The sequence below is a fragment of the Caballeronia sp. LjRoot31 genome (assembly GCF_964253885.1).
Classification (GTDB): domain Bacteria; phylum Pseudomonadota; class Gammaproteobacteria; order Burkholderiales; family Burkholderiaceae; genus Caballeronia.
This window is the reverse complement of the sequence record NZ_CAXURX020000002.1, coordinates 1052215-1078079: the sequence shown is the minus strand read 5'-3', so window position 1 is coordinate 1078079 and position 25865 is coordinate 1052215. Positions and strand designations below refer to the sequence as shown.

The 25865-nt window shown below is 60.5% G+C and carries 25 protein-coding genes; 6 read left to right on the top strand and 19 right to left on the bottom strand.

Going from position 1 to position 25865, the window contains the following annotated elements; translation table 11 throughout:
• Positions 1-122: 122 nt before the first annotated feature.
• Entirely contained in the window at positions 123-1481 is a 1359-nt protein-coding gene (locus ACSQ8V_RS23230; protein ID WP_436207290.1) for an MFS transporter, read from the bottom strand.
• Between the two features lie 389 nt (positions 1482-1870).
• Here ACSQ8V_RS23230 and ACSQ8V_RS23225 point away from each other — a divergent pair, with 389 nt between their 5' ends.
• Complete coding sequence (locus ACSQ8V_RS23225; RefSeq protein ID WP_213762261.1) at positions 1871-3007, top strand: glutathione-independent formaldehyde dehydrogenase; 1137 nt, start codon at positions 1871-1873, stop codon at positions 3005-3007.
• A gap of 93 nt (positions 3008-3100) precedes the next feature.
• Here the strand turns inward: ACSQ8V_RS23225 and ACSQ8V_RS23220 are convergent, their stop codons facing one another.
• On the bottom strand, positions 3101-3505 hold the full coding sequence (locus ACSQ8V_RS23220) for a PaaI family thioesterase (protein ID WP_213762260.1): 405 nt from the start codon (positions 3503-3505) through the stop codon (positions 3101-3103).
• Positions 3506-3693: 188 nt separating this feature from the next.
• Between ACSQ8V_RS23220 and ACSQ8V_RS23215 the strand changes: the two genes are divergently transcribed.
• Complete coding sequence (locus tag ACSQ8V_RS23215) at positions 3694-4668, top strand: hydroxymethylglutaryl-CoA lyase (RefSeq protein WP_436207289.1); 975 nt, start codon at positions 3694-3696, stop codon at positions 4666-4668.
• 1 nt (position 4669) lies between these two features.
• Positions 4670-5053 carry a VOC family protein gene (locus ACSQ8V_RS23210; RefSeq protein ID WP_436207288.1) on the top strand — a complete coding sequence of 128 codons (384 nt, stop codon included), beginning with the start codon at positions 4670-4672 and terminating at the stop codon, positions 5051-5053.
• A gap of 116 nt (positions 5054-5169) precedes the next feature.
• Here the strand turns inward: ACSQ8V_RS23210 and ACSQ8V_RS23205 are convergent, their stop codons facing one another.
• Positions 5170-5943, bottom strand: coding sequence for an SDR family NAD(P)-dependent oxidoreductase (locus ACSQ8V_RS23205; protein WP_436207287.1), 774 nt, complete (start codon positions 5941-5943; stop codon positions 5170-5172).
• Positions 5944-6177: 234 nt separating this feature from the next.
• On the opposite strand from ACSQ8V_RS23205, the gene ACSQ8V_RS23200 reads away from it, so the two are divergent.
• Complete coding sequence (locus ACSQ8V_RS23200; protein ID WP_436207286.1) at positions 6178-8205, top strand: ATP-binding response regulator; 2028 nt, start codon at positions 6178-6180, stop codon at positions 8203-8205.
• Between the two features lie 93 nt (positions 8206-8298).
• Here ACSQ8V_RS23200 and ACSQ8V_RS23195 read toward each other — a convergent pair whose 3' ends face one another.
• Together ACSQ8V_RS23195 and ACSQ8V_RS23190 are read right to left on the bottom strand one after the other, a co-directional pair.
• Positions 8299-8490, bottom strand: coding sequence for an AbrB/MazE/SpoVT family DNA-binding domain-containing protein (locus ACSQ8V_RS23195; RefSeq protein WP_436207285.1), 192 nt, complete (start codon positions 8488-8490; stop codon positions 8299-8301).
• 123 nt (positions 8491-8613) lie between these two features.
• Entirely contained in the window at positions 8614-9318 is a 705-nt protein-coding gene (locus ACSQ8V_RS23190; protein ID WP_213762254.1) for a response regulator, read from the bottom strand.
• Between the two features lie 266 nt (positions 9319-9584).
• Between ACSQ8V_RS23190 and ACSQ8V_RS23185 the strand changes: the two genes are divergently transcribed.
• Positions 9585-10046 carry a response regulator gene (locus tag ACSQ8V_RS23185; protein ID WP_213762253.1) on the top strand — a complete coding sequence of 154 codons (462 nt, stop codon included), beginning with the start codon at positions 9585-9587 and terminating at the stop codon, positions 10044-10046.
• 533 nt (positions 10047-10579) lie between these two features.
• Here the strand turns inward: ACSQ8V_RS23185 and ACSQ8V_RS23180 are convergent.
• The 14 genes from ACSQ8V_RS23180 to ACSQ8V_RS23115 all read right to left on the bottom strand — a co-directional run bounded on the left by ACSQ8V_RS23180 (position 10580) and on the right by ACSQ8V_RS23115 (position 24899).
• Positions 10580-12298, bottom strand: a complete 1719-nt coding sequence (locus ACSQ8V_RS23180) for a methyl-accepting chemotaxis protein (protein WP_436207993.1) — start codon at positions 12296-12298, stop codon at positions 10580-10582.
• Between the two features lie 575 nt (positions 12299-12873).
• Positions 12874-13098 (bottom strand): hypothetical protein, encoded by a 225-nt coding sequence (locus ACSQ8V_RS23175; RefSeq protein ID WP_213762252.1) that lies wholly within the window; start codon positions 13096-13098, stop codon positions 12874-12876.
• A gap of 391 nt (positions 13099-13489) precedes the next feature.
• Entirely contained in the window at positions 13490-13693 is a 204-nt protein-coding gene (locus ACSQ8V_RS23170) for a cold-shock protein (RefSeq protein ID WP_031362000.1), read from the bottom strand.
• Between the two features lie 281 nt (positions 13694-13974).
• A complete protein-coding gene (locus ACSQ8V_RS23165) occupies positions 13975-14259 on the bottom strand; it encodes a DUF6723 family protein (RefSeq protein ID WP_213762251.1) in 285 nt (94 codons plus the stop codon).
• Positions 14256-14540 carry a hypothetical protein gene (locus ACSQ8V_RS23160; RefSeq protein ID WP_213762250.1) on the bottom strand — a complete coding sequence of 95 codons (285 nt, stop codon included), beginning with the start codon at positions 14538-14540 and terminating at the stop codon, positions 14256-14258. Before ACSQ8V_RS23160 ends, ACSQ8V_RS23165 begins: the two co-directional genes overlap by 4 nt.
• A 67-nt stretch (positions 14541-14607) precedes the next feature.
• Entirely contained in the window at positions 14608-14988 is a 381-nt protein-coding gene (locus tag ACSQ8V_RS23155; RefSeq protein ID WP_346730439.1) for a hypothetical protein, read from the bottom strand.
• A gap of 565 nt (positions 14989-15553) precedes the next feature.
• Positions 15554-16903 carry an MFS transporter gene (locus ACSQ8V_RS23150; RefSeq protein ID WP_436207284.1) on the bottom strand — a complete coding sequence of 450 codons (1350 nt, stop codon included), beginning with the start codon at positions 16901-16903 and terminating at the stop codon, positions 15554-15556.
• 93 nt (positions 16904-16996) lie between these two features.
• A complete protein-coding gene (locus ACSQ8V_RS23145) occupies positions 16997-18190 on the bottom strand; it encodes a CaiB/BaiF CoA transferase family protein (RefSeq protein ID WP_436183851.1) in 1194 nt (397 codons plus the stop codon).
• Positions 18191-18294: 104 nt separating this feature from the next.
• The gene (locus ACSQ8V_RS23140) at positions 18295-19233 is read right to left on the bottom strand and encodes a LysR family transcriptional regulator (protein WP_436207283.1); all 939 of its coding nucleotides are present in this window, start codon (positions 19231-19233) and stop codon (positions 18295-18297) included.
• A 76-nt stretch (positions 19234-19309) separates the two neighbouring features.
• Positions 19310-20713, bottom strand: coding sequence for an efflux transporter outer membrane subunit (locus ACSQ8V_RS23135; protein WP_436207282.1), 1404 nt, complete (start codon positions 20711-20713; stop codon positions 19310-19312).
• A gap of 8 nt (positions 20714-20721) precedes the next feature.
• Positions 20722-22296: a DHA2 family efflux MFS transporter permease subunit gene (locus ACSQ8V_RS23130; protein ID WP_436207281.1), complete on the bottom strand. Its 1575-nt coding sequence runs from the start codon at positions 22294-22296 to the stop codon at positions 20722-20724.
• Positions 22293-23393 carry an HlyD family secretion protein gene (locus tag ACSQ8V_RS23125; protein WP_255631154.1) on the bottom strand — a complete coding sequence of 367 codons (1101 nt, stop codon included), beginning with the start codon at positions 23391-23393 and terminating at the stop codon, positions 22293-22295. The genes ACSQ8V_RS23130 and ACSQ8V_RS23125 overlap by 4 nt, the downstream gene beginning before the upstream one ends.
• A gap of 61 nt (positions 23394-23454) precedes the next feature.
• Positions 23455-23877 carry a MarR family winged helix-turn-helix transcriptional regulator gene (locus ACSQ8V_RS23120; RefSeq protein WP_436183847.1) on the bottom strand — a complete coding sequence of 141 codons (423 nt, stop codon included), beginning with the start codon at positions 23875-23877 and terminating at the stop codon, positions 23455-23457.
• A 125-nt stretch (positions 23878-24002) separates the two neighbouring features.
• Positions 24003-24899 carry a LysR family transcriptional regulator gene (locus ACSQ8V_RS23115; RefSeq protein ID WP_213762299.1) on the bottom strand — a complete coding sequence of 299 codons (897 nt, stop codon included), beginning with the start codon at positions 24897-24899 and terminating at the stop codon, positions 24003-24005.
• 207 nt (positions 24900-25106) lie between these two features.
• Between ACSQ8V_RS23115 and ACSQ8V_RS23110 the strand changes: the two genes are divergently transcribed.
• On the top strand, positions 25107-25847 hold the full coding sequence (locus ACSQ8V_RS23110) for an IclR family transcriptional regulator (RefSeq protein WP_213762243.1): 741 nt from the start codon (positions 25107-25109) through the stop codon (positions 25845-25847).
• Positions 25848-25865 lie beyond the last annotated feature (18 nt).

Genomic DNA, 25865 nt, shown 5'->3' with positions numbered 1-25865 from the left:
CCGAAAGCAGCAACCCGGCATAGACTCCGACCACTAACCCCAGAACCTGGCAACCGGGCATTGCCCCCGACCACTAACCCAGAACCCTAACAACCCACCCGAAACAAACCACCCCTAACCGCCTAATTAACCCCAGTAAAAGCAACCCCCTCACCAACATCAGACTGAACGGCACTCGCACCATGCAGCGAGACCTTTGACGTTTCCGGCAACATCAATCCGCCGATCAATCCCATCACCGAAATCACGATCAAATACAAAGCAGGCGACATGTTGTTACCCGTCGTCGTGATCAGCCACGTGGCGACGAGCGGCGCCGTGCCGCCGAAAACCGTATACGCCAGGTTATAGGTAATGGCAGAAGCGGTATAACGCGTGCGCGTCGGAAACACCTCCGACAACAACGGCGCCGTGACCACGCCCGACAACACCGCGCCAATCGCCAGTATCCCCACGCCAATCACCGATGGCAAAAAGCGCCCCGACCCCGCCAGCGAAAACGACGGATAGACGGTCGCGATCAGCACGACGCACGTCGTCAATACAGTCTTCCGGCGCCCAACCCAGTCCGAATACAGTCCGGCCAGCGGACACAGCGCCGCCGCGAAAAACAACGCGATCACCGTAATCAGCAACGACGTTGCGCGATTCAACCCGCCAGCCACTTGCAAATAGGTCGCGAAATAAGTAGTGAACATATAGAACGACAACGCAGTCACCGAGATGAACGCCCCCAGTTTCAAAATGCCCCCAGCCTGCGTGCGCAGCGTGTCGCGCAGCGGCGCATGCGCCACGTCATGCTCGCCTTCAAGCGCGCGGAAAGCCGGGGTTTCGTTGAGATTCATGCGCAAGTACAACCCGATCAGGCCGATAGGCGCGGCGGCCAGGAACGGCACGCGCCAGCCCCAGGCGCTCATGGCATCGGCGGAAAGCGACGCGTCGAGCGCGTACGCAACGATCGCGGCCACCGCGAAGGACGAGAACGTCGATACCGGCACGAAGCTGCCGTAACGCGCCCGCTTGTGCTGCGGCGCGTGCTCCATCACGTAGGCGCATGCGCCCGCATATTCGCCGCCCGCGGAGAACCCCTGCACGCAGCGGATGACCGTCAGCAGGAACGGCGCGAACGCACCGACTGCGGCATAGGTCGGCAACAAACCGATCAGCGTGGTCGCGCCAGCCATCATCAGGATCGTCAACGCGAGCGTGCGCTTGCGGCCAATGCGGTCACCAATCACGCCAAACACAATGCCGCCCAGCGGCCGGAATGCAAACGCCACAGCGAAAACGGCGAAGGTCTTGAGCAGCCCAACCGCCGGGTCGCCGCTCGGGAAAAACTCCCGCGTGAGGATGGTCGCGAGAAAACCGTACGCGGCAAAGTCGAACCATTCGACAAAATTGCCAATCGATGCCGCGAGGATCACCTTACGCAGCGTTTTCAGATCGACTTCAGGGGGCGATGCTTCCAACGTTCTCGACATTCGATGACTCCCGGGAAAAGGAACGGTGATGCAGGATGGTTTTTTTAGCGGGCCGGCACACCGGAAACGCGCTGGATGGGTCCCTTTGAGTAGATGCGACCATAAACCCCGCTCCTAGAACGATCGCGTCATGGTGATAGGACCGAAGCGACATCGCAGCCGACGCGAGCACAGCGCTTCTGATGAATGTGAGCACGCCTATCACTTGCAAAATCTGCGCGCAACGGACGTTCGCACGTCATCGTTACCGGCTCACAAAATAGCTCACCTAATAGCTCACCGAATTACCCACCGACAGGCCGTGGCGGGAACGCGCACTGCTGAATACATCGTCAGCCGCCGTCCGGCGAGCCCATGGAAAAGCCATCCCATCCATTCAAGGAGCAACGATGAAAGCACTCGTGTACGAAGGTCCGCGCAAGGTGACAGTGAAGGAGATGCCGGACGCGAAAATTCAACGTCCGACGGACGTGCTCGTCAAGATCACGACCACGAACATCTGCGGCTCGGACCTGCATATGTTCGAAGGCCGGACCGACATGGAAACGAACCGCATCTTCGGTCATGAAAACCTGGGCGTGGTCGTAGAAGTCGGCAACGCCGTCGAACGGATCAAAAAAGGCGATCGCGTCTGTCTTCCGTTCAACATCGGCTGCGGATTTTGCAAGAACTGCGAGAAGGGCCTGACCGGTTTCTGCCTGACGGCCAACCCGGGCATGGCGGGCGCGGCGTACGGTTTTGCCGGCATGGGGCCGTACGAAGGCGGACAGGCCGAATACCTGCGTGTGCCGTTCGGTGACTTCAATTGCCTGCTGCTGCCACCCGATGCCGAGGAGAAGGAAAACGACTACGTGATGCTATCCGACATCTTTCCGACCGGTTACCACGCGACCGTGCTGGCCGGCGTGGAACCGGGCGACAGCGTGGTTATCTATGGCGCCGGGCCGGTCGGATTGATGGCCGCAATGTCGGCGTCCATCAAAGGCGCGAGCAAGGTGATGGTCGTCGATTCACACCCCGACCGCCTCAGGCTGGCGGAGAAGATCGGCGCGATCCCCATTGACGACAGCGACGGTTCATCGGTCGAGCAGGTCCTGGAGATGACCGGTGGCGAAGGCGCGGACCGGGGCTGCGAGTGCGTCGGTTATCAATGCAGTTGCAAGGGCCATGAAGTGCCGAACCTGACGATGAACAACCTCGTCAAGTCGGTGCGGGCGACAGGGGGTATCGGCGTGGTGGGCGTGTTCGTGGCGGAAGATCCGAAGTCGGAGGACAAGCTGATGCAGAAGGGTCAGCTCGCCTTCGACTTCGGTACGATGTGGATGAAGGGCCAGCACATTGCGACGGGGCAGGCCAACGTCAAGGCGTACAACCGCAAGCTACGCGACCTGATTGCTGCGGACAAGGCGAAACCATCGGTGATTATTTCGCATGAGTTGCCGCTTGCGAAAGCGCCCGAAGGTTACCAGCACTTCGATGCGCGCGACAACGGTTGGACGAAAGTGGTGCTCAAGCCGGCGGCTTGAGTCCGTCGCATGCATGTACGCTGGTCAAGGTCGAAGGCCAAGGCAAAGCGCCGGGAAACCGGCGCTTTTTCGACTGCGTGCAGCTAAAAACAGTCACTTCTTCCCATGCGTGCCGACGTATTTGAACGTCCCTTGCGCACTCGCAATCAGGAGCTTGTCATCCACCCATGCTTCGCCGCGAGAGAAAAAGATGCTGCGCCCTTGCCGCTCGATAAACCCCTTCGCCGTGACGCTTTCGCCTAATCCCGTATCGAGATAATTCACCGTCAGCGAAAGCGTGAAACCATGAATGACCGTTTCGCCTTCTGCTGCATACACGCCGGCGTAGCCGCACGCGGCATCGAGTAAAGTCGCCACCGCGCCGCCTTGCAACACGCCCTGCCGGTTGAGGTTACGGGCTTGAATCGGCATGCGGAACTCGGCGTAACCGCTCTTCCACGCAACCAGGCGCGCATCGAGGAATTCGAGAAACGGATTGTCGAGAATGAAATCGGACATCGGGAAAATCTCCTGCCGCAAAGTAATGTTCAGCCAAGACTGTGCCATGACGAAACGTTTTGCGTGCGAAGGCCCTCGCCCGCCCCTCGCGCAAGCCTTTCCAATTTGGAAACGGTCATGGAAAATCCACTGATTTTCAGGCCGTCGACTCAGGTTCATCATGTCCGTATAACGCACCGCCATCCGACATGAGGAGCCCCATGAAACGCCTGTATATCCAGGAAGTCGCGACCCGCGACGGCTTTCAGAACGAAAAACAATTCGTCGATACCGACGCGAAGATCGCCCTGGTCAACGCCCTGAGCGCCTGCGGATTCGCGAAGATAGAAGTGACGTCGTTTACATCGCCGAAAGCCATTCCCGCGTTGCGCGACGCTGAAGCCGTGATGCATGGCATCGCGCGGCGTGAAGGCGTGGTCTACACCGTGCTCGTGCCGAACGTGCGCGGAGCGGAACGCGCGTTGTCATGTGGTGTCGATGAAGTCAACCTCGTGATGTCGGTAAGCGAGACCCATAACCGCGCGAACCTGCGCATGAGCCGCGAACAGTCATTCGCGCAATTGTGCGAAGTGATCGGCGTGGTGAAAGCAACGCCCGTAGCCATCAACGTGTCGTTGTCCACATCGATGGGTTGCCCCATGGAAGGTGACGTTGCGGTGGAAGAAGTGCTGCGCTGGACCGAGCGTTTCGCCGGACTCGGCGTGCATGGGGTGACACTCTGCGACACTACCGGCATGGCGTTTCCCTCACAGGTGAAGGCACTATGCGAACGCGTGCGTGAGGCATTCCCCGCACTCGAACTCACGCTGCACTTCCACAATACGCGCGGCATGGCGCTGGCCAACACGCTGGCGGCGTTGAGCGCGGGCATCGATCGTTTCGATGCATCGCTTGGCGGCATTGGAGGTTGTCCTTATGCCCCCGGTGCAACCGGCAACGTGTGTACGGAGGAACTGGTACATATGCTGGAACTGGACGGCTACGACACCGGCGTCAATCTCACCGCGGCGCTCAACGCAGCAGCGTTGCTGCCGGGCCTGATAGGCCACGACGTGCCGAGCCAGATCCTCAAAGCAGGCCGCCGGCTCGACCTGCACGATGCACCGCCAGTTGACGCAGGCGGCGCCCCCGCACAACAGCCATTTGCCAAGGAAGGAGCCTGACATGGCCATCATCGATCACCTGGATCACCTCGTTCTGACTTGCGTCGACGAAGCCGCGACGCGCCATTTCTACACTGAAGTCCTGCAAATGAAGCTTGAAACCTTCGGCGCGGGAAGGACTGCGTTCAAGTTCGGCAACCAGAAAATCAACGTGCATGTGCGCGGCAAGGAGTTCGAGCCGAAGGCGCATGTGCCGGTGCCGGGCGCGCTGGACCTGTGCTTCATCGCGGCCGTGCCGCTGGACGACGTGATCGCGCACCTGAACCAGTGCGAGTGGCCGATCATAGAAGGACCGGTTGAGCGTACCGGCGCCACGCAGAAAATTCGCTCGGTCTACCTCCGCGATCCCGATCTGAATCTGATCGAGATTTCCGAGTTGATTTGAGTGGCCGCGCGGGGTTTGCCGGGCAGCAGCGTTTATTGCGTCCGAATACGCCCCTATAAGCGGCAACAAATGGCGCACGACGCCGGCATGCCCTCGCGCCACCCCTGAGTGCTCTCTCACTCCGGTAGCCGAATCCCCGACAAGCGCTCACACGCCTCGATCAATCGATCCTGCAAACCCGCATCGCGGGCGGCCACGCTCGGCTCGCGCCGTTTCATATGGAAGAAATATTCACCGGTCACCCTTGCAGCAGGATTGTCGCTGACGGCGAGCCACGCCTGTGTTTGCGGCGCCGCTTTCAGGTCATCGGGTGCGCCAGCGCCGCCCATCCTGGTCGGTACCCAGCCCGGATGCACCGCATTTGACAACACGCCAGGCCAGCGGCGAGCCACGCCGAACGCAAGCAAGATGTCGTGCAATTTTGAATCGGAATAGGCGCTTGCGCCTTGCCAGGACCGCTGTTGCCAAAGCAGATCGTCGAGACGGGTATCGCCGCTTTCATGCAGGCCCGAGCTGAGATAAACCAGGCGTCGGGGCTTATCGATCAATGCAGTCAGGATGTAGGGTGCGAGCGTGTTGATCGCGAAAACATGCGGCAAGCCATCCACGGTCTCAATACGCCTCGGCTCGCGATACCCCACGGCGGCGTTATGAATCACGGCATCGATGTGTCCAAGCCGGTTCACCTGAAGAGCGACGCGAGTAGTCTCTTCGATACTCGACAAATCGCCGGACACGGCAGCTTCCGCGCCCGATACGGCTTGCATCGCTTGATGTGCACGCTCGGCATGGCGGGCATGCAGCACCACCTGATGGCCTTGCGCGACGAGCAGACGGGCGGCCATTTGACCGAGTCCATCGGCGGATCCTGTAATGAAAATGCGTGACATGGGGCCACCCTTTTAAAGATCAGACGAATAACAACTGGAAGAATATCGATCTGGCAAACCTGAAAGCGAGCGTAGCGTGAGCGCTTGCCGTTAGCGAGCGCGCGCCGGTCATCAAGCCCATGACATGCAGTCATGGACGGTAAGCACCAGGGATACTTAGTAAAAAACGATGTTTGCATCAGGCGCGCGGTCAGCTAAAGTAATCGATCACGCCCTTTTTCGAGTGAGCGAATCATGGACGTTCCCGAGCATGTTGCCGACATCGCCACGCCCAAACCGTCGCGGCTCTTTTCGTCATCCGCGCGTGATGCGGGCCTAAGCCTCGTCCGCAATCTATCGATACCGAAGCCCTTTCCCGAAGCCGCCTTCGAAACCCAGTTCCTCGAAGACCACAGCCGTCGTTTCTGCGCATTTCGCCGTGCATCGGCGCTGCTCGCGCTGACCGTATGGGTCTGCTTTCTCTGGTACGACTTCAACTTCGGGCGCGAAAGCGCGGTACTAGCCCCCGTCTTCATGCAGATCATGGCGCTGCGGCTGGCCGGCATTGTGTTGCTGGTGTTCGTGGGCAGCCTGACCTTGAGGGCCTCGTTCGCGACGCATGCCACGTCCCAGCGCGTGATCCTCACCGGCGTCTACGGCTGCAATCTGATACTGCTTCTGCTGGTGGCTTTGTCGCCGGGACCGTTCAATTACACGTGGTATTTCGTTGGCCTCTACCTTGTGTTTTTCTTCCAGTTCGGCTTCTTCTACCTGAAGTCGAGGGTGGCGCTGACGGCTGCCGTGGTCACGTTTTCATCGATCATCCTGCTACAGCTCACCATCAGGATTCTCTCGCCCGAAGACTTCTACATGGGCCTGTTCTATCTCTTCAACGTGGTCGTGATCGGTCATGGCGTGTGCGTGCATGCGGAGCGGGTATCGCGTGAGCGCTTTGCGGCAGAGCGTGCGCTCGGCGTGCTCAATAACGAGCTCCTCACCGCAAACGTTCAACTGGAACGAAAGAACCTGGACCTGCTGGCATCGAAGAAAGATCAGGATACCAAAACAAACGCATTGCTCGCGCTCAAAGAGCAACAGATGCTGGCCGCGGAAACCGCAAGCCGGGAGAAATCGAATTTCCTCGCCGCCGCCACGCACGATTTGCGGCAGCCCATGCACGCGCTCAATCTCTTCCTGCAAGCTGCCTCCGAAGCGCTGCATCACGACGATGTCACCGAAGCCGCCCGGCTGATCGATGAATCCGGCCGGTCGTCGGTGATCCTTGCGCGCTTCCTCAACGCAGTACTCGACCTCTCGCGGCTCGAGTCGGGCCGGGTCGTGCCGCGCTATCACGTGTTCGACCTCAAGATCGCCGTGCTGGAAGCGGCCGAACAACTGCGCCCGCTCGCGGCCATGCACGGCGTCGAGTTGCGGCTGCGGATGCCTCAGGCGCCCGTGTACGTACGCAGCGACGCGCATTGGCTTGGGCGGGCCATCGTGAACCTGGTATCGAACGGCATTCGTTACGCCGATGCCAGCAAGAAAGCCAAGCCCGTGGTTATTGTGGGCGTGGTGCGGTCGGCCACGCGAACGCGCATTGATGTGGTGGACAACGGCATTGGCATTGCATCGGAACATTGGGATTCGATCTTTCAGCCGTTCTTCCAGGTGGGCAACGCCGAGCAGGACAACGATCGGGGACTGGGTCTCGGCCTGTCGATCGTGAACGCCGTGGTGTCCATCCTGGAGGAGCATCGGATCGAGTTGAAATCGACCGAAGGACGCGGTTCGCGCTTCTCGCTCGAAATGCCTATTTGCGGTTCGCCTCTCGGCGAAACCGCGCCGCGTGCGCGGGGTGAGACCGCCGATTTGCAGACCGTGCCGCTGGACGGACTCTATGTGTTGCTGGTGGAGGACGACAGCCTCGTGCGGGCATCGACGGAAGCGTTGCTCGTGCAATGGGGCGTGCTGTTCGACTCCGCGAGCAGCTTCGAAGAGTTTGAGGAAACGCTGAACACCATCGAACGTTATCCGGATCTCATCATCACGGATTTCCGTTTGCGCGATTCAAAAACGGCACGCGACGTGGCCATGCTCGGTGCGGTGAAACTCGGGCGGCGCTGCCCGTGCCTGGTTGTCACCGGCGAGCCGGCTGCGACCATCGTGCCGCTTGCATGCGACCACGACGTGCTGAGCAAGCCGGTCAGTCCGGCGGAGTTGCGCCGGCAGATTGCGTCGCTGATATCGGGGCGCTCGGTGGGCGATGCCGCAAAGGCTTGCTGAGGGAAGATGAATCGACCGCCCTGAGCGCGAGCGGTCGTCAAGCCCGCCTGCACATGTCGCCGGCAAAAGGCAACAAAGCCAACAAATGCAACTTCAGAAGGCTTCAGCGCCAGCCGCCGGGCCGCAGCCGACCTCGGCATGCATGTTGTCCTGGGTAATGCCAGCCAGCAGGTGATTGAGGTCATACGCGGCGAAACGCGCAGGCATCGTGGCGAGGCGTCCGGCTTCCGCGTCGGCAACCAGCAGCGCGCCGCTATTGCCGGTTTTTTCTATCACGACATGCATGTGGAATCCCGGTATTGGCCTCGTTCTGCCACGGCGGCAGGACCTCGGCGCCATTGTAGAGGCACAAATACCGGCAAAACCTCATCACACTTATTTTTATCAATCTCTCAGGTCCAGCCTTGCCTATCGGGGCGCGCCCGCAATCGCCGTGTTGCCCATCGGCATCTCGATCCCCCGCCGCGCCATTTCCACGATCAGGAACGTCCGCCGAGTCACATGAAACCGGGCGAGGAGATCGCTTGAATACTCCTTGGCGGTGTTCTCGCTGATATTCATTTTTCTCGCGATCGCCTTGTTCGACAAACCCTGCAACAAATAGCGCAGCGTCTCGGTCAGGCGGGGTGGCAGGTTCAACGACTCCACCGTCACGCCGGAATGCGTGGACACCGGCTTGGGGCTGTGGCCGCCCTTTCCCAGCACGCTATTGGGCAAATACACGCGGCCGCTCAAAATCGTCTTGAGAGCCTCGCGGAACACGCCCGCCCCTTGCTCACTCGCCTTCGAAATAAAGCCGCATGCGCCGCTCCTGATGCATTCCAGCACCGTATCGCGGTCGTCTTGTGCGGACAGCATGATGGTCTGTACCTCGCGCTCCTGCTCCCCGATCCAGTTCAGCAGATCGAGTCCCGTGGAATTGCCCCGTAATTGATAGTCGAGGAAAACGAGATCGTACGAGCGCGCGGACAGCTTCTCCGTCGCCTGTTCGAAGCCGTCAGCCTCATCGATATCGAGCAACGGTTCGTTGGCCAGGATCAGGCTTTTCATGGCGCTTCTAGTGAGCCCCTCATCCTCGACCAGCAGCACCGTTTTGAAATTGCCGTTTTCCATCGCTATTCCCGTAAATCACACCCTGATGGTAACGGCATGTCGGGGTCTCGCCACCCCCCCTTTCGCAGGGATACGAAGGGGGGTCCGCATCCCCCTCGAAAAATTCGCACGCGTCCCCTCCTCGACCGGGTTTTGCGGCAAACGCTTAACCGCGACACTGACTCATCGGTTCCGCAGCAGTCCCATCGCCGGATTCGAAGCTGCCGTCAATGGAGGTGATACGGCCCGGCGCCCGTCCCGTTACATAAAACCATGAGGAGGACACCATGAGCAGTCGTTCAGGCACTGATGACGAGAGACACTTTGCATTATGGAGCGGCAAGCAGGCACGCATGCCGATTGGCTCACCGCGGGTACTGATCGCCCACCAGGACAAACTGATCGGGGAATCGCTCGCCGCGCTGCTGCGGCTGACGGGGTTGCAGGTCATGCATACCCAGAACCTGAAATCGGCGCGTTCGCTGCTGCAAAACTGGAAGCCCCAGGCACTGATACTGGACACGCGGCTCGACAGCGAATCCGGTTACGCCTTCATCGCCGCGCTGCGCCCCGACGCCGACATCACCGGCCGGCTGCTGGTCGCGATCAGCAATATCTGGCCCGCCGATCCTATTGAAACCCTGAAAGATGCAGGCTTCGACGCCCACTGCCGGCGTCCCTGCGCCACCTGGCGCCTGGCGGAAATGCTGGCTACCTACTTCTCGATACCGAAGCGGCACCAATACTGAAGCTGAAGCTGCGTTGAAAACACGTTGAAACAGCGCCGATGCCGACGTCGACGCCACTCACTCGGGCAGCAGCGAGAGCAACCTCAAGCAGGCGGGAGCGGTCATCGCGCGGAGGCCGGCAACAACGCCGATCAGGAGGGCAAGAAGATATAAGGACATCGACGGCTCCAGTTCCTGGTGCATTCGGGGTGAGCGCACTGCTGGGGTGCACGTGCTCGCCCGGCAGGAATACCGCAAATTCGCGGCATTAGAAAGGGATAAAGACACATCGAGGCAGCGATCGAGCCGTTGACGGACAAGCGAACGTTTAAAAGCCAGCGTATCGATACATAGAGAGTTCAGTGCGACGAGACCAACCCATAATCATTCGTATAACGAAATATAATTTTATCGATAGCGTCATACGGATATAAGGACGTAATGCGATTCAGCGTATAAACGCGCAGCCCACCGAAACGCCTATAGGTACAGTTAAAGGCAGCGCGACCGCAGTCGCGCCGCTTCATTCACCCGCCGGACAGTGGCACAGTGCGTTAGAACGTGCTCCAGCCCTCCTCGCCGGCACCTGCCGTTTTCAGTGGTGCAACCAACACGGCAGGCGAGCGTTTAATAGCTCGTTTGGTGACCGGCAAAGCCGCAGCGCGAACTGCCGGCTTAACCGTCGGCTTAACCATCGGCACAACCGCTGGACGTGACGCAACCGTCGTGCCCTCCATCTGGAAGAACGCCACGGCCTCCGTCAACTGCCTGCCCTGATCCTGCAGTGACTGCGATGCCGCCGCCGCTTCTTCCACCAGCGCTGCGTTCTGCTGCGTCACTTCGTCCATCTGCGTGATGGCCTGGTTCACCTGTTCTATGCCTCGCCCCTGCTCAATCGATGCCGCCGCAATCTCCTCCATGATGTCAGTCACTCGCGCGACCGCCTGGGTCACCTCCGACATCGTCTCGCCGGCCTGGCTGGCAAGCGCCGAACCGTTCTGGACCTGCGTCACCGAGTTCGCAATCAGGTCCTTGATCTCCTTGGCCGCATTCGACGACCGTTGCGCGAGACTGCGCACTTCGCTCGCGACCACCGCGAAACCGCGGCCCTGCTCCCCGGCCCGCGCCGCTTCAACCGCTGCGTTCAACGCCAGGATATTGGTCTGGAAAGCAATCCCTTCGATAATCCCTGTGATCTCCGCAATCTTCGCCGAGCTTTCGCTGATGCCGTGCATCGTGTCGACTACCTGCCCGACCACCTTATTGCCGCGCTGGGCGACATCCGAAGCGCTTGTCGCCAGCGCGCTGGCCTGCTGCGCGTTTTCGGTGTTCTGCTTGACCGTCGACGTCAGCTCTTCCATGCTCGCCGCCGTTTGCTCCAGCGACGCCGCCTGTTCCTCCGTGCGCTGGCTGAGGTCGGTGTTCCCCGTCGCAATCTCCGACGACGCACTCGCGATGCTGCCGCTGCTTTCACGCACGCGGCTCACCGTTTCGATCAGCCGCGCGTTCATGTCAGCGAGCGCGCCGAGCAACTGGCCCGTTTCATCGTTCTGAGTAACCACGATGCGGCTGCGAAGATCGCCGCGTGCCACCGTGCTGGCGACATCGACGGCACGCCGGATCGGCAGCGTGATCGAGCGCGTGATGAAAGCGCCCGCCGCCAATGCCGTGGCGATCGCGGCCACGCAAATGGCGATCAGCAGGTTGCGCTGCATCTGATACTCATCTTCCGAGTCGCGCACCAACTGGTCCTGACGGCTGCGCGTGAAATCAGCGTAGGCATCCGTCGCCTTCACGAGCGCAGCCAGCAGAGGCCGGCATTCGTCATCCATCTTGACGATCGCCTCGTCGTGCTTGCCCGCGAGCGCGAGGGCCACGATGTCGTTCGCAACCGGCCCGTACAGCGTCTCCACGCGATCGATTTCGCCCACCAGACTGCGTGCGGTATCGCTGCTGCCGGGTCCGCTCGTGACCATGGTTTTCAACAGTTTCAGCTTCGCATGCACGTCTTCCGACGCTCGCGCGACGTCGGCCTTCTCGATTTCCAGGTCCGACGGTTTCGTCACCAGGACAAGATTGCGCGCTGCAATGGCACGTCGGTCGACTGCAGTGCGAACCTGCGTTGCCACGTCGGCCCGCGCGCCAGGACCATGGACGTAGTTCGAAAACTCATCGGTCGAACTGCTCAGCGCGTGTAGCGACATCGCTGACACACCGAGCACAATGGCTGAGAGCACACCAAATCCAGCAATAAGCTTGCTTTTGATGGTCATGTCTTTGAGATTCACGTGGTGACTCCTGCCCGAACGGGCTCTTGAGCGCTGAATAGCCGCCGCCGTTCTTGGCCCCCCAAGCGCCGGCAGCGGTATGAGTGCAACGCGGACAGGTCGATCCCGTGTCCGCGCGCCGTGCCTGTCGCAAAGTGTTCATTGACGGCGAGGCTCTCACCCTCAAACGCGCCAAGCTTTTCCTGATGTTCCGTCACACATTTGTCGACATAGGCAAAGGGTTTAACGACCGTACCGGAGGGTTGCTTAAGGTAAATATGCAAAGTTTTTACGGGTATTGTGGAGTTCGTTTTTAAGCCGATGCAGGACAAGCGCAACGGCGTCCCGATAGAGCAAAACGCTTTCGATGGACTTGAGACGAAAACGGCGCACCAGATGGTGCGCCGACGGGACACATGCGCTTGTCGCGCGTGCCGGGAAACTATGAGAGCAAGCCGGCTAGATCGAACTTGGGAAAACAGATGTCTGGGGCATGCTTTTAACCGCAAGCCGTTTCGATGAATCGAGTAATAACTCACCGCGGACCCAGAAGGGACCCACCGCCAACCCGCCGCTAACGATTAGCCGCGGGTGTCGACCCATTGCCGCGCCCACTGGCGTGAATGACCGAGCGCTTGCGCTTCGTTCTTGAAGTAATCGAGAACGTGGAACTGGTAGCGGTTGCCCTTCTCGCTGCCGCTATGGCGCTCGAGCAAAAGGTTCGACGCGAATGATCCATCAGGCAGACGATGCGCGGAAGGAACGACCTTATAGCCGTTGTACAAATAAATATTAGAGTTATGCATAAGTGATACACACGAACAAACGCGGGTCCGACAAACATTGATTGTCAGGACGCGTTGATAACAGGCACGAGGCCTTAAAAATTCGCAGAGGAGACAGCAGAAAAACAGCAGAAAGCAGCCGAAATCACAAGCGCGCCAACGAACAATTAGCGTTCGTTTTAGATCGCGACGTGTGGCAGCGAAGTTGCAGGAGATTGCAGAGGGACTAAAGCGGACTAAAGTGGAAGTGCAAACAGATGCAAGCAGAGGCAGACAGGTGCAATGCTGGTGGTAGCGGCGCCGTTCAACAAAATCGACTGCCGCAACCGGGAACCGAAGCTCCGCGAAAACATTTACTGCTCGCGTAAATTGGCGTGAGCCAACTTACGCGATAAATCAATTACACCACCAATTACAGCGGGGTAATGTTCGAAGCTTGCAGACCCTTCGGGCCTTGCTTGGTTTCGAAGCTAACCTTTTGGTTTTCGGCGAGCGTCTTGAAGCCGTCGCTACGAATTTCCGAAAAGTGGGCGAAGAGGTCGTCGCCGCCTGCGTCAGGCGTGATAAAGCCGAAGCCCTTGCTGTCGTTGAACCACTTGACGATACCGGTATCCATGAGAATTCCTTGAAAATATAAAAATGATGCAACCCCGTATTGAGGCGAGAGAAGCTTCAAGGAAGTGAGAGGACAACAAATACCGCGGAGATAACGAGGCAGAATGATGAACAGCAATCGAGCTTCTTGAATACTTCGACCTTCAGGTTACGTGTCGCGGGGTAAGGTGTCAAGCTATTTCGGACCGCGCCTAGTCACACAATGAAACGACCCTCGCCGATTTGCGGTGGACTGCCGCCGCTCCACGCGCCCGGCAAGTACTGTCTGGTCGACCACAACTGTCACTCAGGCACCGCGATGTCACCGTCCACAAGGCTTGCGCCATATTGCTCCGCGTAATCGCGCGCGCTTTGTGCGTCGGGGAAAAGCGGCATGTCCGCGCAGCCGACAAACGGATAGATCACGCGCTTGTCGCTCAGCCGCGTGATACGTAGCGTGGGCATGGTGCCGCCCGTTGCGCGCCTGGACGAGGCCGCCACGTTGTAATTGGCCCACCCGGCCGGCTTGTCGGCCGTCCGGTTATCGAGCGAAGAGGCCACGGGCGGATGATCGAGCGAATAACTCATAGATCGGCGATCGATTCGCCCGCGACGTTGCCGTCGATCAGGCTTTCTGCATAACGCGTGGACGCCAGGCGCGCTTCACCCGAGCCGCTGAACGGACCGGTGCCCGGCACGCGATACACGCGGCTGGTGGTCGTGCTGTCATCCACGCCGCGCCGCGAAATCTTCACGGCGGCGTCAAAACCCGAGTCGTAATGGCGGGAACCGTCCGCACCGCGCGGCTTGTGCGGGTAGATCAGGGGATAAATTTCGAGGCCGCGATAGCTTCTTACAGTGTCGTTCATGATGTTCTTAAGTTATTGCGCGACGCCCCGAGGTCTTGTCACGCGTGGCTACTGCGAGCGTTGCCGCTCATGTGGCGTTGTCTGCGCCGCCTGGCTGCGAAGGTGCGGACGGTGGCACCGGCGCAGATGGCTGGAACCGCCGCACCGAGCGGGAAAAGCGCCCGCTTCGCGCGTTATACAGTGCACCGGCCTGAACCTTGCCGTCGATGATGTCTCGACCGTATTGCATGGCCAGATCAATAGCGTCGTCGGCGCTGGCCGGCTCGACACCCTTGATGGCTGGTGAATAGCGCTTGGACGTGGCGCTGTCGGACGGTACGGTGTCTATCTGAACAATCGCGGAAAACCGCTTGGGACCTTTTGCAAACGGATCGCCATGCGGCGGGAAAATCTGCTGCGAATAAGCACGCAATGCATAGCCGCGATATTCGATGGTATGGATGGTCATAACGCACTCGCTGGACACACTGCGCTGACCGTCGTGGAAATCTGCTGAAGACCGATATGCAAACTGACGGTCATCGGCATCGGAACGATTAAGAATGCGCTAAATCGTTGCGTGAGGCAAGGCAAATCGAAGTTTGCCCGGCATTGCAAGGATGGCGGAGTCGCTTGACCAGCGCAGGTGCCACGACAATTTTTAAAGCATTAGTTGAAGTACGCCGGTCGCATTTCCCTGTGATTGCACAAATTTCGTATGAGACGGTATTTTTGGCCGAATCCGAATCTGGATACCGATTAAAGTCGTTTTAGCGCGTCAAACGCCGAGTGAAAACAAGTCTCCCGGACAAAAACAGGTGCAATTTCCCAGCACGCTAATCCACTGAATAAAGCGACCGGGAGTATTTGTCGCGGGCACCTTGATTTATTTATATTGGCCCATTGCGACAAACCCTTGTCCATATTTAACAACGTATCCGGTTGCGACCGGATTTCCCCCGACGCTACAACGAAAGTTTCGTTGGTCCTATAAAGCGTCAAATGGCCCCTGAGAATAAAACCGCCGGGCCACGTTATCTCCGGGAAACGCGGCCCTCCGTCGAATCCTTCTGCCGCAATATCGCCGGCAAACCGAACAGCAGGAGCAACGCACCGATGAGGCTCATCGCGCCGATCGCGTACAACGCGGGCGTCGTGCTGCCGGTCAGGTCGCGAACCCGTCCGACCATCACCGGACTCACAATGCCGCCGAATTGCCCGATCGTGTTGATCAACGCTATGCCGCCGGCTGCGCCCGCCCCCGTCAGGAGCTTCGGCGGCAGCGCCCAGAACGCCGGGATCGAGGCCACCACGCCCGCCCCCATCACGCCGAGCGCAACGATCAGGAGGCCCGTTTGTTTATCGAAGATACCGGCGGCAAAAAAACCGATCGCCGCCATCACTAACAGTCCGCAAACGAATTGACGGCGTTCGCCCGAGGCGTCGGAGAGACGGCCCACCACGACCATGGAGATCGCACCGCAAATATAGGGCACGGCGGTCAGCAGGCCGATGGTGGTCGGGTTGTGCGTACCAGCGCTTCGAATAAGTTGCGGCGCCCAGAAATTGAGCCCATACGACGCCACCTGAATCAAGAAATAGATCAGTCCGAGCGTAAGGAAGCCGCGTGTCCTGATTGCATCGAGCAATGAACTGCCGCCGCCCGAGTGAGGAGCGTGCCGCTGGATGCGGCTTGCCAGCAGTGACTTTTCCGAGGCGCTAAGCCAGCCTGCGTCCTCGATGCGGTCCTTCAGCAGCTTGAGTACCAGCAGGCCGAGGACGATACACGGCAAACCGCCGAGCAGAAACAGCCAGTGCCATCCGCGGATGCCAAGCACGCCGTCCATGTGCCCGAGGACCAGACCCGACAACGGCGCGCCAACCAGCCCGGAGAACGCCGAGGCAAGAAACAGCATGGACGTGATGCGACCGCGATGGCTCGCGGGAAACCATAACGTGAGGTAGTACAGAACGCCTGGGGCGAAGCCCGCTTCCATTGCGCCGATGATGAAGCGTAGCGCATAGAACTGCCATTCGTTGCCGACCAGCACCATGGCGCTAGTGGCGATGCCCCACGAAATCATGATGCGCGCGATCCAGCGGCGGGCGCCGACCTTGTAAAGCACCAGGTTGCTGGGCACTTCGAACAATACGTAGCCGATCACGAAGAGGCTGGCGCCGAGACCGTAGGCGGTGTCTGAGAAACCGAGATCGCTTTGCAGTTGAAACTTCGCAAAGCTGATGTTGATGCGATCGAAAAACGCGAACAAATAGCAGATCATGATTAACGGCATCAGCCGCCAGGCAACCTTGCTGATAACCGCTTTTAAGTCGTTTTCGCTGTTTGCCTGCGGCACGGCCGCAGTGGCGCCAAGATCGCTCATGATCGTCTCCTTGCCGGACTGGCTCGAAGGCCGTCCGGTCATGTGTGTTCTGGTGATGTTGAGGGAAGGTCCTGCGGATAGGAGCAGCGGCGCTTATTGCACAGCGCCCTCGCTGCGTAGCCGTGCGACATCGCTTGGATTGAAACCGAGATCAGACAGTACGGAGTCCGTATGTTCTCCAAGCGCCGGCCCCTGCCATCGAACTTCGCCGGGAGTGTCGGAGAGCTTGGGCACAATGCCCGGCATCTTCACCGACACCCCGCCGGGCAACGCGGCATCAAGCAACATGTCACGCGCCTGATAATGCGGGTCCGCAACAATGTCGGCCACGGAATAGATCCTGCCGGATGGCACTTGCGCCGCTTCGAGCGCGGCAAGCACGTCGTCAATCGGATGATACGTGGTCCATGCGGTGATGGCTTCGTCCAGCCGTGCGCTCTGTGCGGCGCGGCCGTCGTTGCGGGCAAGTGCGGGGTCATCGGCGAGATCGGTGCGGCCTATTACGTGCATCAGGCGCTTGAAGATGGGATCACTGTTGCCCGCGATCACCACAAAAGCGCCGTCTTCGGTGCGATACGTATTCGACGGTGCGATTCCCGGCAACGCGCCGCCGCTGCGCTCGCGCACGTGCCCGAGCAAGTCGTATTCGGGGATCAGGCTTTCCATCAGGTTGAAGACGCTTTCCACGAGCGACACATCCACGACCTGGCCCAGGCCCTGCCCGGTCTTCACGCGCAGGATCGACATCAACGCGCCGATCACCCCGTGCAGCGAAGCCAGCGAGTCGCCAAGAGACACGCCCACGCGTGCCGGTGCGCCATCGACTTCGCCGGTTGTATAGCGAATGCCGCCCATGGCCTCGCCGATCGCGCCGAAGCCCGGACGATCGCGATACGGTCCCGACTGCCCATATCCGGAGATGCGGACCATCGTGAGTTTGGGATTGATTGCGTGCAGCACGTCCCAGCCAAGGCCGAGTTTTTCGAGCGCACCGGGACGGAGGTTTTCAATGACGACGTCGGCGTCCGCGGCGAGACGCTTGACCACATCGACGCCGTCCGGTGACTTCAGGTTCACGCACACGGACTTCTTGTTGCGCGACTGCAGATACCACCAGAGCGACGTGCCCTCGTGCAGCTTTCGCCATTTGCGAAGCGGGTCGCCATTATCCGGCGCTTCAATCTTGATGACGTCGGCGCCGAACTCCCCGAGCATGCGGGCGGCGAACGGCGCCGCAATCAGAGTGCCGATTTCGATGACGCGAATGCCTGCGAGCGGTCCAGCCATGATGCATGTCTCCTGAAAAACCTAATCTGGAAGACAGCTTAGGAGCCGGCAACGCGCCCCGTCCAACCGCATTTCGCCAATGACCGTTCGCGAACGGCGAACGCTCAGCCGCCCTTCGGCCCTTCGTGCTCTGTGTGCTCCACGGCAAGCAGATGATCGAACAGCATCCGGCTCACTGGCGGGAGTCCGGCAACATCGCGTACTACGACTATCAGATCGCGCTGGCTCCAGGTTTCGTCGAGCATGACGGCTGTGAGTCCGAGCGGACGGCCAACAGTGTTGAAGACCTTCAGCGGCAGCACGCTGATGCCCAGACCAGCCTGCACCATGCGGCAGACGCCATCGAAACCCGGCACCTGGATGCGCAGCCTCAATGGTTTACCCGCCTGACGCGCGGCCGTTTGCGTGCGCAGGTTGATGGAGCTGGCCGCATGCAGCCCGACGTAATCGCTATCCAGCGTTTCGACGAACGTGACCTGCTCGCGGACCGCGAGCGCATGATCCTGGCGCATCACCACGACCAGCAAGTCGTGCCGGTAGTGCGAGACATCGAGGCCGCGCGTATCGGCTTCGCCTGAGCAGATGCCGACGTCGGCGAGGCTGTCCGCTATGCCTTGCACCACGCCGCTGCTCGGGCGCTCTTCCAGGTCGAGCTTGATGCGCTCGTTCATCGAGAAGAACGCCCGCAGGTCTTCAGGAAGGAATTCAACGATAGCCGAGAGGTTCGCCATCATGCGGACATAACCGCGCACGCCGGTCGCGTGTTCGGCCAACTCGATCCCGATGTTCTCGACATCGCGCAACACGCGGCGCGCGTGATGCAGCAGGGTTTCGCCAGCGGGCGTGAGCTCCATGCCCCGTGCCCGGCGGACAAACAGCGTCGCGCCCACGGCCTGTTCGAGTTCGAGCAGCCGCTTGCTCGCGGCCGATATCGCAATCGCCTCGCGCTCGGCCGCGCGAGTCAGCGTGCCCTCCTCGTAGACCGCGAGGAAAAGCTGCAGCGTGGTCAGGTCAAGCCGTCTCAACAGGTTTTTGAGTGCCATGCGGGTGGTTAAGCAAATGAACACAAAAGATGTCCGATGTTACCCGAGGCATGCACTACGCATTACTCCTGCTTCGTCACTCCTGCCTGGCTTCGCTCCAGCCGCCGCCGAGCGAACGGTACAACGCGACCGCTGCCAGCGCGTGTTCACGCCTCGCCTGGTTCAGCGCATCCGAGTCCTGCAGATACGCTTCCTGTGCCGCGAGTACATCGAGGAAACCGCTCGCACCGCCCTTATAAAGTTGAGTGGACAGGCGCAGCGACTGGTCGGAGGATTGCAATGCTTCCTTCAGGCGGTCGGCCTGTTCCGACGTGCTGACAAGATCGGTTCGCGTGTCCTCCACATCTTTCAACGCTTGCAGCATGGTCTGCCGGAGACGCAGATCGGACTCACGCATGCGGCTTTGGCTCTGCTCGATGCCAGCCGTGATGCGTCCCGCATTGAAGATAGGACTGGTCGCATTGAGCGCCGCGCTGAAGAGGTTGTCGGTGAGCGTGGGCAAGCCAAGATACGACGACGCCAGCAAACCGTCGGTCAGTTGCAGCGAGAACTTCGGATAGCGGTCCGCTTGCGCGACGCCCACTTCCGCTGCGCGTTGCGTGAGCTCGGCGTAGGCACTGCGGACGTCGGGACGGCGCAGCAGCGCTTCCGAGGGCAGCATCTGGGGCACCGCGTTCGACGGTGTCGGAATGGTCCCCGGCGTCGCGAGCACTAATGCATCCACGGATTCCGGCGTGCGACCCGAGTACACCGCGATTAAACTTAGCTGATGCTGAATGGTGGCGCCGGCACGCGGCAGACGCGCCTGCAACTCGCTCAACTGGTTCTGCGCGCGTGTGACGTCAAGGCGCGGCGAGAGCCCGTATTGCATGCGTTCTTGCGTCAGGCGCAGCGCACGTTCCCGGATCGCGATATTGTCCTGCAGGATCTTTTGCTCGCTTTGCGCCCAGCGCAGATCCACATACGCCGATGCCGTATTTGCCGCCAGCGCGAGACGAAGCGCATCGACATCATGTTGACGGCCGGTCAATTGCGCTTGTGCCGCCAGCAACTCAAGGCGCTCGCCGCCGAATACGTCGGGCGTCCAGCCGAGTGTTACACCGAAGCCAGCCTGACGAACATAGCCCAGCGGCGGCGGCGCGTTCTGGCGTGCATCAGCAGCGGTGCCGGTCGCGTCAAGCTCCGGAAGAAGCGCCGCGCGACGCTGCGTGGTCACGGACTGCGCCTGCTTCACCCGCTCCAGTGCAGCTCGAACATCCAGGTTCTGGCTCAGCACCGAGCTCACCAATTCATGCAGCACCGGGTCGCCGAATTGCTGCCACCACGCGGCGGCATCCAGGTTGTCTTGCGGCGCGTCGGCGCTCCAGTTAGCGGGTGCTATCGACTGTACGGTCGACGGTAAATCCGCATGACTCGCGGGTTGCACGGCGCACGCCGCGAGCGTCATGCTTGCTGCCAGTGCCAATAAAATCTTATACATGGTCGACCTCAATGAGCGTCAGGAGAAGGCGGCGCGGCGCCAATGGGCCGCACGAAAAGCACGCTGACTATGCCGACCGCGAAGCACATTGCGAGTACGTAGAAGGTGTCGGAGAAGGTCATCACCAGCGCTTCGCGGAACACCAGTGCATGCAGGTTGGCAAGGCCCGCGTTGGTCGCGTTCAGCGCATCTCCGGCCACCGATCCCCAGTGCGTAAATTGCCTCGACAAGAACGCTTCCGTCTCCGGACTGCCCGTCGTGACGCGCTCGCTGATGCGCAGATAGTGAAAATTCAGCCGGTCGTTGAGCATGGTCGCGCTGACCGCAATGCCAATCGCGCCGCCGAGATTACGCATCAGGTTGAACAGTCCGCTCGCCGACTTCAGGCGCGATTGCGGCAGCGAGCCCAGCGCCATTGTCACGATAGGCGGCACCGCGAACTGCTGGCCAATACCGCGCAGCGCCTGCGGCAATAGCAGTTGCTGCCAGCCCCAGTCGTTCGTAAGCGGCACGTAGAAATAACAGCCAAGACCAAAACACACGAGGCCGAAGAGCAGACACCAGCGCATGTCGACCAGACGGGAAGCGAACGCATAGGCGCCGAGCGCAAGCAACTGAAAGACACCTACCGACAACAACGCAATCCCGATCTGCAGCGAATCCAGTTCACGCACGCGGCTGAGGAACAGCGGCGTGAGAAATACAGCGACGAAGATGCCGATGCCCGTCACGAACGACAACAAACAGCCAATTGCAAAGTTCCTGACCGCGAGCGCGCGCAGATCGACAACGGGATCTTTCGCAGTGAATGCATGCACAAGAAACAGGAAGCCACAGATAGCGGAGATCCACGTGCACGTGATGATCACATCGTCGCCGAACCAGTTCTTGCGCGGGCCCTCCTCCAACACATATTCAAGGCAACCAAGGAAACCCGACATCAATGCGATGCCCAGGTAGTCGCCCTTCTTCAGCAACGACAGGTCCGGTTCGTCGATGTGCACGAACTTCGGCACCATGATCGCGACGACCAGTCCCGGCACGAGGTTCAGATAGAACAGCCAGTGCCATGACCATTGCGACGTGATCCATCCCCCGATCACGGGGCCAATCGCCGGGGCGAGAGAAGCGAGCGCGCCGATCGTCGTCGATGCAATCAGCCGCTGCTTGCCGGGGAACAGCACGAATGCCGTGGTGAAGACCGTCGGGATCATTGCCGCGCCGAGCGCACCTTGCAGGCCGCGGAAAATGATCATCGAATTGATGTCCCACGCGAGGCCGCACAGCATGCTCGTGACGGTGAAACCGACCGCAGAAGCCACGAAGAGCCAGCGCGTGGAGAACACTTTCGAGAGCCAGCCTGACATCGGGATCACCAGGATTTCCGCGATCAGATACGAGGTCTGCACCCACGAAAGTTCGTCCTGGCTCGCCGACAAACCGCCGCCGATTTCCTTCAGCGACGACGCCACGATCTGGATGTCCAGCGTCGCCATGAAAAAGCCCAGGCACATCAGTGCGAACGCGAAAATACGCTGTCTCGTGGGCTGGTTGGCGGGGTTCAGTGGAACGGCGGGGCTCATGAACGGCTCGCGCTGTCGAGGTGAACCTTGACCGTCGCCGAAAGGCCGGCGCGCAACACGTTCTGCATGTCCTTCGGTACGTCGAGGCGAATCCGCACCGGGACGCGCTGCACGATCTTCGTGAAGTTGCCGGTCGCGTTCTCGGGCGGCAGCACGCTGAAGGTCGCACCGGTCGCTGGCGCCAGACTTTCTACATGACCTTGAAAGGTCCCGCTGGAGGCGTCGAGTTCAACGTCCACGCGGTCGCCCACATGCATCTTCTTGAGCTGGTCCTCCTTGAAGTTCGCATCGATCCACAAGCCGTCGGCGGGCACGATCGTCAGCAGCGACGCCCCCGTGTTCGCGAGCATGCCCACGCGCGCCGTCCGGTTACCGACATAACCGTCCACAGGCGCGCGGATGGTCGTGTACTCCACGTTCAGTTCGGCTACGCGCCGCAACGCTTCAGCGGTCGCGACACGGGCGCGGGCGTCGTCTATCTGTGCGGCCAGCACGGCGAGCTGGCGTTGCGAGGCCAGTGCCGCTGCGTTGCTGTTATCGAGCGTGGCGCGGGCCTTCAGGTAATCCGCGTCGGCGCGTTCGACTACTTGGTCCGATACCGCCTCGTCCTTGACGAGTTGCCGGTAACGCACCTGGTCGGACGCACTGCGCGTAACTTCCGCCGCCGATGCCCGCACCTCTGCCTGGCTCTGGTTGATCACGGCGGCCTGTAGTTGCTGCTTCGCTTCGAGTTCCGCGACTGCGGCACGCGCGCCCTGCACGTCTGCATTGGCCTGTGCAAGCCTCGCGTCGTAGTCCCGTGAGTCGAGCCGGATCAGCACCTGGTTCGCTTTCACGCGCTGGTTATCGGTGACAAGCAGTTCGGTAACGAAGCCGTTCACCTTCGGCGCCATCACCGTCACGTTGCCGCCGACATACGCGTCGTCCGTGCTTTGAACGAAGCGCAACACGGTGAACCAGTACGTCGCCGCGGCAGCGATCACGATCACCACCACGATGATCGCGAGCGGCATCCAGCCGAGTCGAAAAGGCCGCCGCGCTCCGCGCTCAGCCGTGGGCGCGGCGGTGGAGATAATCGGCGTGGAAGGAGTGGTCATCGGTGAGTCCTGTTGGTTGCGTCGAATTCTTCATGCGGGGGTGACGAATGGCTCGCGTGGCTCACTCGCTGGTCAGGCGGAACAGTTCGCGCCGCAGACGTGCCGCCTGCCGGCGCCCGAACTTCGCCTCGAATTCTTCTTGTGCTGCCTGCCAGTGCTGCAGCGCGTCGGCGAGCTTGGTCCGTCCGCCTTCGGTCAGCGTCAACTGCAAACGCCGCTGGCAAGGTCCGCCCAGCTCCGCCAGGACAAGCCCGCTGCGCAGCAACGGCTGCAGCACCCGGACCAGCGTCGTGCGCTCCATCACCATGGCCTGCGCGAGTTCCGCCATCGTCATGTCCGGCGTGCGTGCAAGCGCGGAGACGATGCTGAATTGCGTCGGCGTGATCTGCACCGCCGACAAATGCCGCTCGTACAACTGCGAGATGTGCCGCGCAGCCTGGCGAACCGCAAAACAGTCGTCGTGTCTGGAAGGTCGTGTGTGCATGTGCACAGATTAAGTGTGCATATGCACGTGGTCAACCGTTATCGCGCGCATCAAATTAATGACGAATCCGTCAACAATCGAAAGGAAATTGATGTGAAATTAAAATGAAAGCCTGGCCGCTTCGCTTAAGCTTCGAAGAATTCCACCGCGTGTTCAATGAACGCCCGCACCTTGGCCGGCAGCAATGTGCGACTGCTGTAAGCCAAACGAATCTCGATCGCGCCATCGACGATCTCGAAGTCGTCCAGCAACGACACCAGCTTGCCGGACGCCAGTTCGTCGCGAACCAGCGCAGAAGGCAATACACCCAGGCCGAAGCCCTCCAGCACCAGTTCGCGGTTGAGCACCGCGTTGTTCGACGTCACGTCCGCCTTCAGCGGCACCGTGATCTGTTCGCCTCCGTCCAGCCGGAACGTCAGCATGGGCTTGCGGATCGACGCATGCATCGCGACGAACTCAAGCCCGGCGAGCGCGGACGGATGCATCGGCCGCTGCTTGCCTTCCAGATACCCAGGCGTCACCACAATGACGAGCGGAATGCGCTCGAGCAGGCGCGTGACAGTAGTGTCGCTGGTCAGCATGAAGGGCAGCACGACACCAAGGTCATAACCGTCCGCCACCAGGTCCACGGGACGCTCGGTCAGCGTGACGTCGAGTCCGATCAGCGGGTATCGACGGCGGAAAGTGGCGATCAGCGGGACCAGCCGGTTGACCGTCGCCGTCGTGTGAGCGACCAGCCGCAGCATGCCGGTCGGATCACTGGTGCGATCCGACGCCTGCGCCTCCAGCGCGTCGAGTTCATCCAGCACACGTGAACAGCCCGCGAAGAATTGCTCGGCGGTCTCGGTCAAAGAGATGTGGCGTGTGGTGCGGTGAAAGAGCCGGTTGCCCAGCCGTTGCTCAAGCGTGGCGATGGCGCGCGACACGACCGGCGGCGACACGCCAAGCAGATCGGCGGCGCGCGTGAAACTCTTCGCCTCCACGACCGCGCGGAACACTTTGAGGCTTGTCAGATAGTCCATGTCTCGGTCCTTGGGGTGCAGCGCGGGGTCTTTCAGTCGGCTTTGCAGCCAGGCAATTCCTTTGGGCAACGCCCGGATTCTCCTGCAAGCCGGACTTTTTTGCCGATCATCGTGCAGCGCCGAAGGGAAACTCGCCTCATCGGGTCATTTTCTCATCCGATAAGAATTGATTTCTTTTTTTGAGAATTGGCGAGTGAAACTTCCGTCATGAAGCATCCGGCCGAATCCTCCTCCGTCATCGATCGCGTCCTGCACGCGCTGACCAGCGTCGCACGTGCGGGGCGGCCGATCGGCGCCAAGCAGATCGCCGCGGATATTGGCGCACCTTTGTCCACTGTGTACCGGCTGCTGGGCTCGCTCAAGCAGTGGGGACTCTTGCAGGAGCATGCGAACTCCGGCCTGTTCGAACCGGGTCCGTCCAGCGTACAACTCGCATGGGGTTTCGACCAGAACGCGCAGCTCGTCACTCAAAGCCGCGATGAGATCCAGGCGCTCGTGCAAAGGACCGGCGAGAGTGTCGGCTTGCTTGTACCGATCAACGACGCGGTCGTGTGCCTCTCAATGATTGAAAGCGACCAGCCGCTGCGCTGCTCGTTCGCCCGTGGCCGCGCGCATCCGCTGACACGCGGCGCCTCGGCGAAAGCACTGCTCGCGTTCCTGCCCGAAGCCAAGGCCGATGTCCTGATCGCCGGCAGCGCACCCGACGACGCGGAAAGCGCCGCCGCGCTACGGGTGCAACTGGAGGAGATTCGCCGTCGGCGATTTGCGACGAGCGAGAGTGAAGTCGATATAGGCGTATGGGGCGTGAGCGCCCCGCTTATATCGGATGCGGGACGACTGGAAGGAACCATTACCTTGATGGCGCCCGTTGCTCGCATTGCGGGACGTGAAGCCGAACTGGCGCAACTCACGCGCGCTGCCGCAGATCGCATCGGCTACAAGCTTTGAGCCCCTTATTTTCAACTT